Raw genomic sequence first — 17,258 nt, forward strand, 5'->3', positions numbered from 1 at the left:
CCCATAGACACCTTCTATGGGGCTGATTCAGAATCCGTCTGCGCGACCCGAGACAGCTTTCTGACCAGCCGATAACCGAATCCCGCGCACCCCGCAGAGCAGATCGTCGCGGCAGCATTGCTTGCACGGCCGGATCCAGGCACTAGCATTCGCTGCCGTACCTGAACACCGGCGATGCGGACCCCGCCGGACAACGGCGATCAAACCACGCACGCAATTCATTCCGGCGCGGAAACGAACGAATTCCGCGCTCGGTGGCGCGCGCCTGGAGGTCGCCGCGGCCAACCGCATCGAACACCGTCCAGGAGGTCTACATGGGCGACGCGGACATCTCCCGCGAACGTCTCCCGATTCCCGATGCCGCCGTGCCCACCGCCACGTCCCTGGACGTGCACGAGCAGGACCCGCCCTTCGAACCGGTGCCGCCGGTGCGGCCACCGCAGGGCGCCCCCAACGTCGTGGTCGTGCTCCTGGACGACATGGGCTTCGGCGCTCCGAGCACGTTCGGCGGCCCCTGCCGGATGCCCACCGCCGACCGCCTCGCCGAGGGCGGCTTGCGCTACGGCCGTTTCCACGTCACCGCGATCTGCTCCCCCACCCGCCAGGCACTGCTGACCGGGCGCAACCACCACTCGGTGGGCATGGGCGTGACCACCGAGATGGCCAGCTCCGCTCCCGGCTACAACGGGATCCGCCCGCGCAGCGCGGCAACCCTCGCCCAGGTCCTGCGCGGCAACGGCTACAACACCGCGGCGTTCGGCAAGTGGCACCAGACCCCCGCGCGCGACGTCAGCGCGGCCGGTCCCTTCGACCGCTGGCCCACCGGCGAGGGCTTCGAGAAGTTCTACGGATTCCTGTGCGCCGAGATGAACCACTGGTACCCGGTGCTGTTCGACGGCACGACCGCGGTGGAGCCGTCGCGGCGTCCGGAGGACGGCTACCACCTGTCCGAGGACCTGGTCGACCACGCGATCGACTGGGTGCGCGACCAGCGGAGCCTCAAGCCCGACAACCCGTTCTTCGTGTACCTGCCCTTCGGCGCCACCCACGCGCCCTACCACGTCCCCCGCGAGTACCGGGACCGCTACCGCGGAAAGTTCGACCACGGCTGGGACGCCCAGCGCGAGATCACGCTGCGCAGGCAGAAGGAGCTGGGCGTGGTGCCGCAGGACGCCGAACTGGCGCCGTGGGCCGACGGCGTGCCGCACTGGGACGAGCTGTCGGAGACCGAGCAGCGCTCGGCCGCGGCGCTCATGGAGCTCTACGCCGGGTTCGCCGAGCACACCGACGACCAGGTCGGCCGCCTCGTCGACGCGCTCGATGAGCTCGACGCGCTGGAGGACACCCTGTTCATCTACATCCTCGGCGACAACGGCGCGTCGGCCGAGGGCGGCCTGGGCGGCACGCTCAACGAGCACCGCTTCGCCAGCGGCATCCCCGACAGCCCCGAGTTCATCCTCGACAACCTCGACGCGCTCGGCGACGCCACGACCCACGCGCACTACCCGGTGGGCTGGGCGCTGGCGATGAACACGCCCTACCAGTGGACCAAGCAGGTCGCCTCGCACTTCGGCGGCACCCGCGACGGGATGGTGGTGCACTGGCCCCGCGGGATCGAGGAGCGCGCCGGCATCCGCCAGCAGTTCCACCACGTGATCGACATCGTGCCGACCGTGCTGGAGGCGGCGGGCATCCCGCAGCCCTCGGAGGTCGACGGCATCGCCCAGAAGCCGATCGAGGGCACCAGCATGCTCTACAGCTTCAACGCCGCCGACGCGCCGGACCGCCACCGCCTGCAGTACTTCGAGATGGTCGGCAACCGGGGCATCTACCACGACGGCTGGATGGCGGTGACCCGCCACGGCACCCCGTGGGAGATGGTGCAGGGCGAGCAGCGCCGCTACTTCGACGACGACGAGTGGGAGCTCTACGACACCGCGGTGGACTGGACCCAGGCGCGCGACGTCTCGGCCGAGCACCCGGGGCGGCTCAACGAGCTCAAGCAGCTCTTCCTCGTCGAGGCGGCCAAGTACAACGTCTTCCCGCTCGACGACCGGATGACCGAACGGGAGAACCCCCGGGAGGCCGGTCGGCTCGACCTGATGGGAGACCGCCGCTCGGTGACCTTCCACGCCGGGGCCAAGCGGCTGACCGAGGAGACCGCGCCCAACGTCAAGAACCGATCGCACTCGGTGACCGCGCGCGTCGAGGCCGGTGAGGACGGCGCGGCGGGCGTGGTCACCGCGCAGGGCGGGCGCTTCGGCGGGTGGTCGGTGTACTTCCACCAGGGCAGGCTCTGCTACGCCTACAACTACTTCGGTCTGGAGGTGCACACCGCGCGGGCGAGCCAACCGCTGCCGCCCGGGGTGCACGAGGTGCGGATGGACTTCGCCTACGACGGCGGCGGAGTCGGCAAGGGGGGCACCGCGACGTTGCACGTCGACGGCGCGCAGGTGGGCGAGGTGGTGGTGCCCAGGACCATTCCCTACTACTTCGCCTTCGACGAGACCTTCGACGTCGGCTGCGACCGGGCCTCTCCGGTCACCGACGACTACCCGGTGGTGGACAACCGGTTCACCGGAACCCTGCACTGGGTGCGCGTCGACCTCGGCGACGACCTCTGCGACGACGTCGGCACCGAACGCGAGCGCAGCCGCTTCAAGGCAGCCCATGACTGAGCCGGAGCTGAAGTCCTGCTGCGCGCCGCCGACCGGCCGGGCCGCGCGCGCGGTGGAGGTCGACGCCGTCGAGACCTGCGATCCCCCGCGCCGCGCGGGCGACCTGGTGCGGCTGGACGGTGGTGAGTTCCTGATGGGCAGCGAGGACGCGCACGCCTACCCCGGCGACGGGGAGGGGCCGGTCCGCGCGGTGCGGCTGGAGGCTTTCCGCATCAGCCGCACCGCGGTGTCCAATGTGGAGTTCGGCGAGTTCGTCGCGGCCACCGGCTACCGCACCGAGGCCGAGCGGTGGGGCTGGTCGTTCGTCTTCGCCGGTCTGCTGCCCGACGACTTCCCGCCGACCCGCGGCGTGGCGGCCACGCCCTGGTGGCGGCAGGTCGAGGGCGCCGACTGGCGCCACCCCGAAGGACCGGGGTCCGATGTGGACGAGCGCGGTGACCACCCCGTCGTGCACGTGTCCTGGTCCGACGCCCGCGCCTACTGCGCCTGGGCCGGACTGCGGCTGCCGACCGAGGCCGAGTGGGAGTACGCCGCCCGCGGCGGCCTCGCCGGCCGGGCGTTCCCGTGGGGCGACGAGCTGGAGCCGGGCGGGCGGCACCTGATGAACGTCTGGCAGGGCGAGTTCCCGCGGCGCAACACCCGCGCCGACGGCTGGCTCGGCACCTGCCCGGTCGACGCGTTCCCGCCCAACGGCTTCGGGCTGCACAACACCACGGGCAACGCGTGGGAGTGGTGCGCCGACTGGTTCGACCCCGGTCACCGGACGCGCCGCAGTGCCCGCGGTGGCTCGTACCTGTGCCACGACTCCTACTGCCGCCGCTACCGGGTGTCGGCCCGCCAGGGGCTCACGCCCGACTCCACCACCGGCAATACTGGGTTCCGTTGTGCCCTGGACGCGTGAGGCGGCCGACGCCGGGAGGGATGCGGCATGGAGCGCAGGGAACTGGAGTACTTCCTGGCCATCGCCGAGAGCGGCAGCTTCACCGCCGCGGCCCAGGCGCTGCACGTGGCCCAGCCGTCGCTGTCGCACGCCATCGGCACGCTGGAGAACAAGCTCGGCGGCAAGGTCTTCCACCGGCTGCCGCACGGCGTCGCGCTCACCACCGCGGGCGAGGCGCTGGTGGAGCCTGCCAGGCAGGTCATGCGCGACCTCAGCACCGCCACCGACTCGGTGCGCCGGGTGCTCGGCCTGTCGGCCGGGCGGCTGGACATCGTCGCGCAGACGACGCTGGCCGTCGACCCGCTCGCCGAGCTGCTCGGCGCCTTCCTGCGCAGTCACCCGAAGGTGGCGGTGCGGGTGTCGGATCCCGAGCTCGGCTCCGACGTCACCGGCTCGGTGCGCACCGGTGAGTGCGAGCTCGGCATGGCCGACTCCACCGTGGACGCCGTCGGCGACCTGGAGAACATCGTGCTGGAGGGCCGCGAGATCTTCGCCGTGCTCCCGGCGGGCGCGGCCCCGGCCGAGCGCACCCGGCTGGGCGTGGCCGAGCTGGCCGAGCTGGACTGGGTCACCACACCGGAGGGCACCGCGACCCGCGAAGTCATCGACCACACGGTCAGCGCGCAGGGCGCGAGTCCTCGCGTGGCGGTCGAGACGGCGCACCAGGCCATGGTCGTGCCGCTGGTGCTGGCGGGCGCGGGCGCGACGCTGCTGCCCCGCTCGCTCGCCCGCGACGCCGCCGAGCGCGGGGCGGCCGTGCTGCCGCTGCGCCCCAGGGTCATCCGGCGCGGGGTGCTGTTCTGGCGCCGCGGGCCGCTCTCGCCCGCCGCGGGCGAGTTCGTCCGGCTGGTGATGTCGCAGGCGAGCCGAGGTTCCGCCGACCCGCGCCGCGGCTGACGTCACGCGATAGCGCGGTTCTATCGCACATATCGAAAACCGGTCTCGGCCGGCAGAGCCCGAACTGTGGCCCGCGTACCCGCGGACAACTATTCTCTGCGGAAACGATCCGCCGGATTTCTCCGGAAATTTCCCGCAACACGCGGGTCGACGACGAGATTTTCCGACCACCGCACCGTTTCCGCGCCCACGTGCGCGTTTCGAACCGGATTCGGCGAACGACGGTGCCGCCCATTCGGCATTGGCGCGGCGATTTCCGGGACCGCCCGCGCATTCGTGGTGCGCGCGGGACAACGGGAGGAACACTGATGAAACTCGACGCAATCGAAGACGCACCCGTGAGCGGGTTCCACCGCAAGCTGCTGGTCGCCTGCTGCGGAGGACCGCTGCTCGACGGATACCTGCTGAGCATCATCGGCGTCGCTTTGGTAGGCATCACCGACGAGATGCGGCTGAGCACGACGTCCTCGGCACTGGTCGGGGTGGTCGCCCTGGTCGGCATGTTCCTGGGCGGGCTGACCATCGGCCCGCTGACCGACCGCCTGGGCCGCCGTTCGATGTACACCATCGACCTCGCCGTCCTGCTCGTCGCGTCGGTGCTGTGCGTGTTCGTCACCGAGGCGTGGCAGCTCGTCGTGCTGCGGTTCGTCGTCGGTTTCGCCGTCGGAGCCGACTACCCCATCGCCACCGCACTGCTCGCGGAGTGGTTTCCGCGCGCACAGCGGGCGCGCGCGCTGGGCGGCGTGATCGTCGCCTGGTACCTCGGCGCCCTGCTGTCCTACGTGGTCGGGTTCGCCATCACCGAGGTCGCCGGTCCAGGCGGGTGGCGCTGGGTGCTGGGCAGCGCGGCGGTGGTGAGCGCGGTCGTGCTCGTCCTGCGCCACGGGACACCGGAGTCGCCGCGCTGGCTGGTCGACCAGGGACGGGCCGAGGAGGCGGCGACGCTGGTCCACCGGGTGCTGCGGGTGCCGGTCACCGCCGACGACCTGATCGCCTCGCGCGAGCGGGCCGCGGTCGAACGCGGCGGGCTGCGCGAGCTGTTCCGGGGCATCTACCTGCGCCGCGCGCTGTTCGTGTCGGTCTTCTACACCTGCCAGGTCATCCCGATGTGGGCGATGTACCTGTTCGGGCCTCAGATGCTGGCCGCGTTCGGGCTGGACTCGCAGAACCTCAGCAACCTCGGGTCCGCGCTGATCAGCGCGCTGTTCCTGCTCGGCTGCGTGCCTGCGATGCGGCTGCTGGAGACGGCCGGACGCAGGCGCACCATCATCTGGTCCTTCGCGCTGATGGCCGTCCCGCTCGCGGTGCTCGGCTGGTGGCCCGCGGCCCCGGTGGCCGCGGTGATCGTCTGCTTCAGCCTCTACGCCTTCTTCGCAGGAGCCCCGGGAATCCTGGAATGGCTCTACCCCAACGAGCTGTTCCCCACCTCGATCCGCGCGTCGGCGGTGGGCCTGGCCGTCGCGCTGAGCCGGATCGGTGCCGCCGTCGGCACCTACCTGGTGCCGCTGTCGCTGGAGAGCCTGGGCACCTCGGCCACCATGTACATCGGCACCGCGATCACCCTGGTCGGCCTGCTCGCCTGCGTGCTGTGGGCCGAGGAGACCAAGGGGCTGTCGCTGGCCCAGGCCAGCGGCGGCGAGGTGCCGGAGCGCAAGGACCAGGCGAGCGCGGTGTGACGGACGAGCCTGCGCGGTGTTCGGAGAAGGCGGCGCACCGAGGCCCGATGTCGCCGACTCGGCCTGGACCGCTCGCCTCAGCACCACCGGCACCCGCTTCGCTTCAGCGGCGCGGGTGCCGGTGGGTCAGGCCGGCGGCCAGTCGAGGCCGTACGCGCGGGCCGCGTTCGCACCGGCGATGCCGGTGACCAGCCGTTCCGCGTCGCGCGCGGTGAGCACGTCATCGGCGAGCCATTCGTCGACCAGGCGCCCGCACCGTTCGCGCCACAGGGCCGCGCCGAGGTGGTGCAGTTCGGGCAGACCATAGCCGTCGGAGGAGAAACACACCGCGCGCCAGGGCGCGATTTCCAGGGTCTCGGCCAGCACCGCGCCGGCGCGGGCGCCGACGTGCGGGATGGTCAGGCCGAGGTCCACCAGCACGTGGTCGAAGACGTGGGCGAGGTAGGCGGCGTTGCGGTGGTGCGGCCAGCAGTGCAGCAGGACGACGGTCGCCCCGGTGCCGGACGTGGACCGCAGGAAGTCGGTCAGCGCCAGCGGGTCGGCCTCGCGCAGGTGCAGGTCGGGATCGCCGAAGCCGGTGTGGAACTGCAGCGGCAGACCCAGCTCCGCGCCGATCCCGGCGCCCACGTGCGCGAGCCACGCGAGCAGGTCGCGATCGTCGAGGCGGCCGCTGCCGCTGGAGAGCCACCGCGACGCCGCTCTGACGACGCTCGCGGTGTCCGGCCGCCGGTCGGGCAGGGCCAGACCACCGCGGTAGGCGGCGATGCTCTTGAACCCGACCGCGTTCGCCGCCTGTGCGCGCAGTTCACGTTCCACCGCGTCGGCCAGGTCCGCCGCGGCGACTCCGCCTGCCGCGACCCGTTCGGCCACAGCCTCCAGCCGCACCACCTCGCGTGCCTGCCCGTCGGCGAGCACCGCGAACTCGGCGGGGGACGTGAGCGGCAGGGTCGTGAGACCGGTGTCGACCAACCACGTCCTGGTACCCGATGCACCCAGCAGCCGCCGGGTCACGGTGAGCCAGCCGAGGTCGGCGCGGCGCGCCAGGTAGTCGCCGGCTTCGGCGTGCCGGTCCAGGCCGAGCACCGGTGCGCACAGCCGCCGCAACGACACGCCGAGCATCGAGTCGAACGGGCTGCGGTCCCGTCCGAGCCGCTCCGCTTCGGTCATCAGCAGCTCGAACGAGTGCCGGTCCAGGTCCGCGGTCCGCACCCCGTGGCAGTGCTGGTCGAGCAGCGGTATGTCGTCAGTCAGCAACGGGGCCCTACCAGCGCCAGCGTGTCAGGGAGACGAGCTCGGCGGGCTCTGCCTCGGCGAAGCGCTCGCCCTCGGCGCGCCGGACCGTCACCACGGCATCGTGCAGGACTTCGCCCATCGCCTCGGCCAGTACCCGCGAGCCCTCCAGCGCCTCGGCCGCGGCGAGCGGGCTGGTCGGCAGTCGCGCCGGCTGCTGCTCCTCCCGCAGCAGCGCCGGATCACCGGCGACCTCCGCGGGGAGCCGGAGCCCGGCACGCATCCCCTCGGCGCCCGCCGCGAGCACGGCGCCGACGACCAGGTACGGGTTCGCGGTGGCGTCGAAGCACTTCACCTCCGCGTTGGCCGCCCAGTCGCCGGTGCCGGTCACGCCGAGCACCAGGCGGATCGCCGCTTCCCGCGCCTCACGTCCCCACACCTGCCAGACCCCGGCCCACCGGGACGGCTGCAGCCGCAGGAAACTCGCCGGGTTCCCGGCCCCGACGGCCTGCAGCGCGGGCAGCTCGGCCAGCACCCCGGCCAAGAACGCCTCGCCCTCGCGGCGGAGCCCGTGCGGTCCCTCCCCGCCGTGGAAGAGGCTGCCCTGCTCGTCGCGCAGCGAAAGGTGCAGATGCGCGCCGGAACCCGGCACGCCGGGGACCACGCACGGCGCGAAGCTCGCGCGCCAACCGTGGCGCAGCGACACCTGGCGGACCGTGTGGCGGACCAGGACGGCGTCGTCGGCGGCCGCCACCGGATCGGTCGCGGCGACGGAGAGCTCGAGCTGTCCAGTGGTGTACTCGGGGTGGAACTGGTGCACGACGAGGTTCTGCGCGTGCAACGCGTCAACGAGGTCGCGTGCGTAGCCGGCGACGACCTCCAGCCGCGGCTGGCCGTACGCCGGGCCCGTCACCGCCGGGACGAAGTCCTCGGCACCGCCGGCACCCAGCGCCCACTCGTGCTCGAAGGCCGCCAGCACCCGCAGGCCGCGCGCCTGCATCGCCTTCGCCTGCGACGCGGCGAAGGCCCGCTGGCAGGCGGCGAAGCGCGGGCCTTCCTGCACGAACTTGTCGGCGGGCGCCCACGCCCAGCCGGGCTGAGCGGCCAGCGGCACGAGCCGGTCGAGGTCGGGGATCAACCGCAGGTCGCCGTCCGGACCGCCGAGGTGGCGGCCCAGCACCATCACGTCGTCGAAGCAGAACGTCTCGAAGCAGGGCGAGACGCCGACGCCGTAGCGCGCGGCGAAGCCGAGCCGGTCCAGCGGCACCGACTTGACCCGCACCACCCCGGCGTTGTCCACGAAGGACATCTCGACCATCGACACGCCGCCTGCGCGCAGTCGCTCCGCGGTGGCGTCGAGATCGGCCCGCTCCTCGGCCGGGATGCGGTCGGAGGTCATCGCGGTCCCCCTGCGGCTCGCGGACTGGCGACGTCCGGGCGCCGCGCCCGGACCGGGCTCACTCAGCGTGCCCGCCCGGTCACGGGAAGTCCAGCGAGGCGGATCGGCGCCGGCCCGTATCACCGATACGGGGAAGCGGGACCGGCCGCCGGAAACGCCGGTGGCTCCTCACCCAGGTCGGGTGAGGAGCCACCGGGTGAAGCGAGCCGGACTCAGACACGCACGCTGGCGGCCTGCGGGCCCTTCGGCCCCTGGGTGACCTCGTAGGTCACTCGCTGGTCCTCGTCGAGGCTGCGGAAGCCTCCCGCGTCGATCGCCGAGTAGTGCACGAACACGTCCGGACCACCGTCATCCGGCGCGATGAAGCCGAAGCCCTTTTCCGCGTTGAACCACTTCACGGTTCCCTGTGCCATGTCTTCTCCTCCGGTAGCTGGAAATACGACGGGCGCGCGCGGTGCGCGGCCCGGGCCCGCTGATCTCAGACGGCGGCCAACTCCAGCTACGCCAGGGAAAGCAGCTCGCCCGCATCGGCATCTGCGAGCGTGCTTGCGAACACGAACTCAGAAACTACGACCGAACCCACTCTACATGCTACAGGCGCCCGTCCGCCCGCAGGTGTCCGTACCCCGCGTAGGCCCACCTCAGCCGAGGAACCTGTCCGGGGTGATCGGCAGCTCGCGCACCCGGAGGCCGGTGGCGTGGTAGGCGGCGTTGGCCACGGCGGCGGCCGCTCCGACGATGCCGATCTCGCCGATCCCCTTGGTGCCCACGGGGTTCACGTGCGGGTCGTGCTCGTCGAGCCAGTGCACGTCGATGCGGTGCACATCGGCGTTGGTCGCCACGTGGTACTCGGCGAAGTCGTGGTTGACCACGTGTCCGAACCGGGGGTCCAGCACGCTCTGCTCGTGCAGGGCCATGGAGATACCCATGGTCATGCCGCCGACGAACTGCGAGCGCGCGGTGCGGGGATTGACGATGCGCCCCGCGGCGAACACCCCGAGCATGCGGGGCACCCTGACCTCGCCGGTGTCCTCGCGGACGCGCACCTCGGCGAACTGCGCGCCGAACGCCTTCATCTCGTAGCGCTTCCGGTCGGGGTTGTCCGGCACCGTCCCGTCCGCCTCGTCGCCCACCGACGGGTCGGTGCCGAACTTCTCCCGGAACGCCGCGGCCGCGTCCACCACCGCCGAGCCCCAGCTCGACAGCCCGGACGAACCGCCCGCGACGGTCGCGTGGGGCAGCTCGGTGTCCCCGATGCGCAGGTCGATCTCCTCCAGCCCGACGCCGAGCGCGTCGGCGGCGATCTGGCTCAGCGCCGTCCACGTGCCGGTGCCGATGTCGGCGGCGCCGATGCGGACCTGGTAGCCGTCGGCGGTGCGGCGGATCGCCGCCGCGGAGCCGGGGAACACGTTCGCCGGGTACACCGCGCTCGCGACGCCGGTGCCGACCAGCCACCCGTCCTCCCGGCGCACCCCGGGCTCCGGATCGCGGTCCTGCCAGCCGAAGCGGCGCACGCCCTCGCGCAGGCACGCCACCAGGTTCCGGCTGGAGAAGGGCTTGCCCGACTCGGGGTCGGTCTCGGGTTCGTTGCGCAGGCGCAGCTCGACCGGGTCCAGGCCGCAGGCGACGGCGAGCTCGTCCATCGCCACCTCACCGGCGAACATGCCCGGGCATTCCCCGGGAGCGCGCATCCACGACGGCACCGGCACGTCGAGCAGCGCGAGCCGGTGGGTGGTCCGCCTGTTGCCCGCCGCGTACATGTGCCGGCTGGGCTCGGCGCTCTGCTCTGCGAAGATCTTGACCTTCGAGCTCTGCTCGATGACGTCATGGGCGATGGCGGTCAGCCTGCCGTCGCGGTCGGCTCCGAGCCGGATCCGCTGCACGGTGGGTGTGCGGTGGCCGGTCAGGGAGAACATCTGCTGACGGGTCAGCGCCAGCTTCACGGGGCGCCCCTCGAGCAGTCCGGCGGCCATCACGGCGAGGACGACGTGGGAGTGCGGCAGGCCCTTGGAGCCGAAGCCGCCGCCGACGTGCGGCGAGACGACCCGCACCCGCTCCCGGTCGAGCCCGAACAGCTTGGCCACCACCTGGCGCACCGTGTGCGCGCCCTGCGTGGAGTCGTGGAGCGTCAGCCCGCCGTCGCCGCGCACCGCGACCGTCGTGTGCGGCTCCATCGGGTTGTTGTGCTCCATCGGCGTGGTGTAGGTCGCGTCGACCCGCACCGGGGCCGACTCGAACGCGGCCTCCAGGTCGCCCTGCGCGGTGTCGGTGGCGAACGCCGGGTTGACCTGCTCCGGGGTGTGGAGGTCGTCGCGCTCGGCGGAGAACTCGGCGTCGTGGCCTGCCTGCTCGTAGTCCACGCGCACCAGCGCGGCGGCGTGCCGGGCGATCTCCGGGTTCTCCGCGATGACCGCGCCGATGAGCTGGCCGCGGTAGTGCACCTCGCCGGACTGCAGGATCGCCAGCTCTCCGTCCTCGGTGGACGCCAGCGCCGGAGCGTTCTCGTGGGTGAGGACGGCGAGCACGCCCGGCAGTTCGCGCGCGGCCGCGGTGTCGATGCCGGTGATCCGGCCGCGGGCGATGCTCGCCTGCAACGCATGCGCGTGCGCCGGGTTGTCCACCGGGTGCTCGTAGGCGTAGGGCGCCGTGCCGGTGACCTTCGCCCAGCCCTCCAGCCTCGCCACGTCGCTACCCATGGCGCGCGGTCGCAGCAGTTCCGTCACGCATCCTCCCCGGCCAGTTCGGTGAGCGTCGAGACCAGTGCCGATCGGGCCATCGGCACCTTGAACCCGTTCCCGGGCAGCGGGCGGGCGTCGGCGAGCTCGGCGTCGGCGGCGGCGCCGAAGGCCCGTGCCGTCGCGGGTTCTCCGCGCAGCGCCTCCTCGGCTCGGGTGGCGCGCCATGGCTTGTGCGCCAGCCCGCCGAAGGCGATGCGGGCCTCGCGCACCCGTCCGCCGGCGACGTCGAGCGCGGCGGCGACCGAGACGAGCGCGAACGCGTACGACGCCCGGTCGCGCACCTTGCGGTACTTCGAGCGGGCCGCCATCGGCAACTCCGGCAGGTCGATCGAGGTGATCAGCTCGCCGTGCTCGAGGACGGTGTCGCGGTCGGGTTCCTCCCCGGGCAGCCGGTGGAAGTCGACCAGCGGGATGCCGCGGTGCCCGCCCGGCCCCTGCACGCGGACCACCGCGTCCAGCGCGCACAGCGCGACCGCCATGTCGGAGGGGTGCACCGCGACGCACTGGTCGGACGCCCCGAGGACGGCGTGGTACCGGTTCCATCCGCCGATCGCCGAGCAGCCCGACCCCGGCTCGCGTTTGTTGCACGGCGTGGTGACGTCCTGGAAGTAGACGCACCTGGTGCGCTGCAACAGGTTCCCGCCGGTGGTCGCGAGGTTGCGCAGCTGGCCCGACGCTCCGGACAGCAGGGCCTGCGAGAGCACCGGGTAGCGTTCGCGGATCAGCGGGTCGGCGGCGAGGTCGCTGTTGCGCACCCCTGCGCCGACACGCACCCCGCCGTCCTCCAGCGGCTCGACACCGCCCAGCGGGAGGCGGGTGACGTCCACCAGCAGCTCCGGGTTGGCGATGCCGAGCTTCATGTGGTCGACCAGGTTCGTGCCGCCGCCGAGGAAAGCGGCAGCAGGCCGGCCCGCGACCGCCGCCACCGCGCTGTCGGCGTCCTCGGCGCGCCGGTAGTCGAACGGGTTCACCGGTTGCCTCCCACCTCGCCGATCGCCGCGACGATGCCGGTATAGGCGCCGCACCGGCAGAGATTGCCGCTCATGCGCTCACGGATCTCCTCGTCGTCGAGCTCCGGCTCGGCGCGGACGTCGGGTGTGACGGCGCTGGGCCAGCCCCGGCCGAACTCGTCGAGCACGCCGACCGCGGAGCAGACCTGGCCGGGCGTGCAGTAACCGCACTGGAAGGCGTCGTGGTCCAGGAAAGCCTGTTGCACGGGGTGCCCGCCGTCGCGCGCCAGTCCCTGCGCGGTCGTGAAGTGGACGTCCTGGCTGGCCACGGCCAGCGACAGGCACGTGGTGACCCGCCTGCCGTCGGCGAGCACCGTGCACGCGCCGCACTGCCCGTGGTCGCAGCCCTTCTTGGCCGAGGTGATGCCCAGGTGGTCGCGGAGTGCGTCGAGCACCGTCGTGCGCGTGTCCGCGGTGATGCGGTGCCTTTCGCCGTCGACGTCCAGGGTGATCTCAGCTTCCATCAGCGCACCCGTCTTCTCGTGGTGGTCGTTGCGGTCAGCCGGTGCCGTCGCGGACTACCCGCGATGTTGTGTTCCTAATCACCGACGGCGTGGGAGCAATCCGGTGAACGGCGCACCACGGTGAGCGCGCCGTTTCCGGGACTCGGCGAATCTCCGGGATGGAATTCGCCGCGACCTTTTTCCCCGATCCACTTGACAACCCGGCCGCACGGCTATCAGGAAATCGGTCCTCGCCGAACTGGACAGGTCGGCACATCGCCCCACCAGACCGAAAAAGCCTGGCAGAGCGGAGCCTTGGGACAGAATTGCCGCGCGATGTCAAATTCCGCCTTTCCGCTCTTGCGACGCGACCCGGCCGGAATTTCGGGTATTGTCGGCGGTCGCCAATCCCATCCGCGGCCGAACCGGTCGTGAACAAGCGGGGCGAATCGCCGACCGCTGACGATTCGTGCTGCCGCACCAGAACGGAGGGACGCCCATTTCCGCTTCGCCGACCTCACCCGCCCTGTTCCTTCCCGGAGCAGGCCCGGACCACCCGCCGCTTCCCGGCCGGCTCCAGGCGACCTTGGTCCCCGGTGATCCCGAGTCCTCGGCCATCGGCTTCGCGTTCTGGGGCACCGGAGACCCGGCAGCGGCCGCCGCGGTCCTCGGTCTGCGCTCCGGGCGGCCGACGACGCTGCGCACGGTCCTGCCGCGCGCCGACGCGTCGCCGGTCGTCCCGGCCGACGTGGCTGCCGTGGCGATCGGCCTCGACGCGGCGCTACCCGCGCTGGCCGCCATGCCCGCCCGGTCTCTCGTGCCGCGCGGGCGGCGGCAGGGCGACTCCGTGTTCGCCTGGAGCACCGCGGCCAAGCTGGCCCTGGAACTCGTGTCCGCGGGCATGGTCGTGCCCACCGCGCGGGTCGGCGAGGCGGGCGCGGTCGCGCGGTGGCGGCTGGTGAGCGCGCACGATGGCAGGCTCGCGGCCCTGGCCGGGGCGATGCCCGTGGCGGCGCACGCACTGCGCCGCGACGAAGCGCACGTGTGGACCGCCGCCGAGGCTCTCGGCGCGTTCTGCGATGCCGTGGCGGACACGTGCGCGCGGGGGTCGGCCGTCGTCGACGAGCCGGTCTCATGGGCGCAGCGGTGGATCGCCTCCCTGAGCGGCACGTCACCGGCCCTAGATGCGCCGGACGAGCGGCTGCGCGACGAGCTCGACTCCTGGGCGCGCCCCCTGCTGCCGCGCACCGGCGCCGCCGGACCGCTCGGCGGGCGGCTCTGCCTGCGCCTGCGCGCACCTCGGACCGGCGATGGACCGTGGGAGCTGGAGTTCCACCTGCGGGCCGCGGCCGACCCCGGCACGTCGGTGCCGGCCGAAAGGGCCTGGTCGGCGGGCAACGCGACCCTCGAGCTGCCAGGCTGCTCGATCGCGGAACCGCAGGACTCGCTGGTGCGGGGGCTGGCCGAGGCCGCGCGGCTGTTCCCGCCGATCGACCGCGCGCTGTCCGAGCGGCGGCCGACCGGGATCCGCCTCGACGTCGAGCAGGCGGCGGCCTTCCTCGCCGACGGCGAGCCCGCGCTGACCGCGGCGGGGATCTCGGTGGAAGTCCCCGACGGCCTCGGAGCCGGAGCTGTCGAGCCCCTGCGGGCGCGGCTTCGCGCGACGGCGGAGGACGCTGCCGGGAGCGCGGCCTTCGACGGGCGGGAGGCAGCCACCTTCCGCTGGGAGGCCGTCGTCGGCGACATCGTCCTGACCCGCGACGAGGTGTCGCAGTTCGTCGCGCCTGGCCGCCCACTGGTCCGCTGGCGCGGCGGGTGGGTCCGCGTCGACGCGCGGCGGGCCGCGCGGATCGCCGCGCTCATGGACACCGCGCTCACGCTGTCGAGCACCGAAGCGCTGGCCGCGGCGCTGGAGGGCAGCCGCACCACCGCGGAGCTGGGCGAGGTCGACGTGCGGTCCGCGGGACGTCTGCGGGCACTGGTCGACCGGCTCGGCGCCGACGCCCACCGGCAGCCCCGGCTCACCGGGATCGACGCGACGCTGCGCCGCTACCAGGAGCGCGGAGCGGCATGGCTGCAGTTGATGGCCGAGCTCGGTCTGGGCGCGGTGCTCGCCGACGACATGGGCCTGGGCAAGACCCTGCAGACCATCGCGCTGCTGGCGGACCGGCCGGGACACCGACCGCACCTCGTGGTGTGCCCGACCTCGGTGGTCGGCAACTGGGAGCGCGAGATCCGGCGCTTCTCCCCGGGACTGCGGGTGGTCCGCCACCACGGCGCCGGCCGCGCCACGACGGCGGAGGCGTTCGCGCCCGGCGCGGTCGTGGTGACGACCTACACCCTGCTGCGGCTGGACGGCCCACTGCTGTCCGAAGTGGACTGGGACGTCGTGGTCCTGGACGAGGCGCAGCAGATCAAGAACCACACCGGGCAGACGGCGCAGGCCGCGGGCAGGCTGCGCGCGGGAGCGCGGGTGGCGCTGACCGGCACGCCGGTGGAGAACCGGCTGGCCGAGCTGTGGTCCATCATGCACTTCGCCAACCCCGGTCTGCTGGGCCGGTTCCCGCGGTTCAGGGACCGGTTCGCGGTGGCGATCGAGCGGTGGCGCGACCCGGAGGCCACCCGGCGGCTGCGCTCGGTGGTCGCGCCGTTCCTGTTGCGGCGCCTCAAGAGCGAGGTCGCCACCGACCTGCCCGCCAAGGTGGAGTCGGCCGTCAGCTGCGCGCTCACCGACGAGCAGGCCGAGCTCTACCGGGCGACCGTGCGCGGCATGCTCGACGAGCAGGGCATGGGCGAGGGCATCGCCCGTCGTGGGCGGATCCTCAAGCTCCTCACCGCCCTCAAGCAGATCTGCAACCACCCGGCGCACTTCCTGCGCCAGTCCGGGCCGCTGCGCGGCCGCTCGGGCAAGCTCGAGCGGACCGCGGAGATGCTGTCGGAGGTGGTGGCGGCCGGGGACCGGGCGCTGGTGTTCACCCAGTACCGCGTGATGGGCGAACTGCTCGCCGGGCACCTCGCCGCCGAGCTCGACCTGCCCGCGGTGCCGTTCCTGCACGGCGGTGTCAGCACGGCGCGGCGCAGCCGGATGGTCGAGGAGTTCCAGCACTCCGACGACGCGGCACCGCTGCTGGTGGTCAGCCTGAAGGCCGGTGGCACCGGCCTCAACCTGACCCGCGCCACGCACGTCGTGCACTACGACCGCTGGTGGAACCCGGCAGTGGAGGACCAGGCCACCGACCGCGCGCACCGCATCGGGCAGACGCGCGGCGTGCACGTCCACAAGCTGGTCACGCACGGCACGCTGGAGGAGCGGATCACCGACCTGCTCGAACGCAAGCGCGGTCTGGCCGACGCCGTGGTCGGCAGCGGCGAGACCTGGCTGACCGAGCTGGACGACGACGCGCTGCGCGCACTCGTGGCGCTGAGCGAGGAGGAGGCGTGATGCCGGAGTTCGGCGTTACCTGGTGGGGACGGCGCTGGCGGCGGGCCCTGGAGTCGCTGGGCGCCACCTACCCCAACCCGCGGCTCCCGCACGGACGCTCGCTGGCGCGCAAGGGCGCCGTCGAGGACATGGCCGTCGTACCGGGTGCGGTCACCGCGCGGGTGCGCGACGGCTCCCGCACCCGCGAGGTCGGCCTGCACCTGCCCGTGTTCGGCGACGACGAGTGGACCACCGCGGTCACCGCACTGGCCGGACGGCTCCGGCACGCCATCGCGCTCCTCGAAGGGCGGTTGCCCGAGGACGTCGACGACACGCTGGGCGAGGCCGGCGTGCCGCTGTTCCCGCGCCGCGGCGAGCTCGGCTCGACGTGCGGATGCTCCGGCAGAGCGCACCCGTGCGCCCACGCCGCCGCAGTGCACTACGTCGTCGCGAGGGCGCTGGACGACGATCCCTTCCTGCTCACCCGGTTGCGAGGCCGGGATCGCGACCGCTTGCTCGCCGAACTGCGCGCCGCACGCGGCGGCGAGGCTCCGGCCCCCACCGCGACCGGCGGGCTGCCGCTCGCGGAAGTGGAGGCGGGATCGCTGTTCACCGCCGGTACGTCCCTCGCATCGGTCGCCGCGCACCCGTGCCAGCCCGGCGGGCACATGCCGGAAGCCCTCCGGATGCTGGGTCCGGCGCCGGGGCTCGACGCCGACGACTGGCGGCACCTGGTGGCGGTCGCCCGCCGTGCGGCCGACCGGGCGTGGTCGCTGGCCGGAGACGCCGGAGACGCGGACGGTCCGCCCGGCTGATCGCCTCGCGC

The 17,258-nt window shown here is 72.9% G+C and carries 12 protein-coding genes; 6 read left to right on the forward strand and 6 right to left on the reverse strand.

What is annotated here, in order from left to right; genetic code table 11:
• Nucleotides 1-314: 314 nt before the first annotated feature.
• The 4 genes from HUO13_RS23435 (at nt 315) to HUO13_RS23450 (ending at nt 6,191) form a co-directional block, all read left to right on the forward strand.
• Nucleotides 315-2,678: an arylsulfatase gene (locus tag HUO13_RS23435; protein WP_211897241.1), complete on the forward strand. Its 2,364-nt coding sequence runs from the start codon at nt 315-317 to the stop codon at nt 2,676-2,678.
• Complete coding sequence (locus HUO13_RS23440) at nt 2,671-3,579, forward strand: formylglycine-generating enzyme family protein (protein ID WP_249123979.1); 909 nt, start codon at nt 2,671-2,673, stop codon at nt 3,577-3,579. Before HUO13_RS23435 ends, HUO13_RS23440 begins: the two co-directional genes overlap by 8 nt.
• A 27-nt stretch (nt 3,580-3,606) precedes the next feature.
• Nucleotides 3,607-4,515, forward strand: coding sequence for a LysR family transcriptional regulator (locus tag HUO13_RS23445; RefSeq protein ID WP_211897242.1), 909 nt, complete (start codon nt 3,607-3,609; stop codon nt 4,513-4,515).
• A gap of 308 nt (nt 4,516-4,823) precedes the next feature.
• Nucleotides 4,824-6,191, forward strand: a complete 1,368-nt coding sequence (locus HUO13_RS23450; protein WP_211897243.1) for an MFS transporter — start codon at nt 4,824-4,826, stop codon at nt 6,189-6,191.
• A 126-nt stretch (nt 6,192-6,317) separates the two neighbouring features.
• Here the strand turns inward: HUO13_RS23450 and HUO13_RS23455 are convergent, their stop codons facing one another.
• From HUO13_RS23455 to HUO13_RS23480, 6 genes are all read right to left on the reverse strand, one after another.
• Nucleotides 6,318-7,445, reverse strand: coding sequence for an amidohydrolase family protein (locus HUO13_RS23455; protein WP_211897244.1), 1,128 nt, complete (start codon nt 7,443-7,445; stop codon nt 6,318-6,320).
• A 7-nt stretch (nt 7,446-7,452) separates the two neighbouring features.
• A complete protein-coding gene (locus HUO13_RS23460; protein WP_211897245.1) occupies nt 7,453-8,820 on the reverse strand; it encodes a glutamine synthetase family protein in 1,368 nt (455 codons plus the stop codon).
• A 212-nt stretch (nt 8,821-9,032) separates the two neighbouring features.
• Nucleotides 9,033-9,233, reverse strand: coding sequence for a cold-shock protein (locus HUO13_RS23465; RefSeq protein ID WP_211897246.1), 201 nt, complete (start codon nt 9,231-9,233; stop codon nt 9,033-9,035).
• A gap of 228 nt (nt 9,234-9,461) precedes the next feature.
• Nucleotides 9,462-11,543: a xanthine dehydrogenase family protein molybdopterin-binding subunit gene (locus tag HUO13_RS23470; protein ID WP_211897247.1), complete on the reverse strand. Its 2,082-nt coding sequence runs from the start codon at nt 11,541-11,543 to the stop codon at nt 9,462-9,464.
• Nucleotides 11,540-12,529 carry an FAD binding domain-containing protein gene (locus HUO13_RS23475; protein ID WP_211897248.1) on the reverse strand — a complete coding sequence of 330 codons (990 nt, stop codon included), beginning with the start codon at nt 12,527-12,529 and terminating at the stop codon, nt 11,540-11,542. The genes HUO13_RS23470 and HUO13_RS23475 overlap by 4 nt, the downstream gene beginning before the upstream one ends.
• Complete coding sequence (locus HUO13_RS23480; RefSeq protein WP_211897249.1) at nt 12,526-13,032, reverse strand: 2Fe-2S iron-sulfur cluster-binding protein; 507 nt, start codon at nt 13,030-13,032, stop codon at nt 12,526-12,528. Before HUO13_RS23480 ends, HUO13_RS23475 begins: the two co-directional genes overlap by 4 nt.
• Nucleotides 13,033-13,597: 565 nt before the next feature.
• Here HUO13_RS23480 and HUO13_RS23485 point away from each other — a divergent pair.
• A complete protein-coding gene (locus HUO13_RS23485; protein ID WP_249123980.1) occupies nt 13,598-16,453 on the forward strand; it encodes a DEAD/DEAH box helicase in 2,856 nt (951 codons plus the stop codon).
• Nucleotides 16,453-17,247: a hypothetical protein gene (locus HUO13_RS23490; protein ID WP_211897250.1), complete on the forward strand. Its 795-nt coding sequence runs from the start codon at nt 16,453-16,455 to the stop codon at nt 17,245-17,247. Before HUO13_RS23485 ends, HUO13_RS23490 begins: the two co-directional genes overlap by 1 nt.
• Nucleotides 17,248-17,258: the final 11 nt, after the last annotated feature.

Origin of the sequence: Saccharopolyspora erythraea (assembly GCF_018141105.1) — a bacterium.
Taxonomy (GTDB): Bacteria; Actinomycetota; Actinomycetes; order Mycobacteriales; family Pseudonocardiaceae; genus Saccharopolyspora_D; species Saccharopolyspora_D erythraea_A.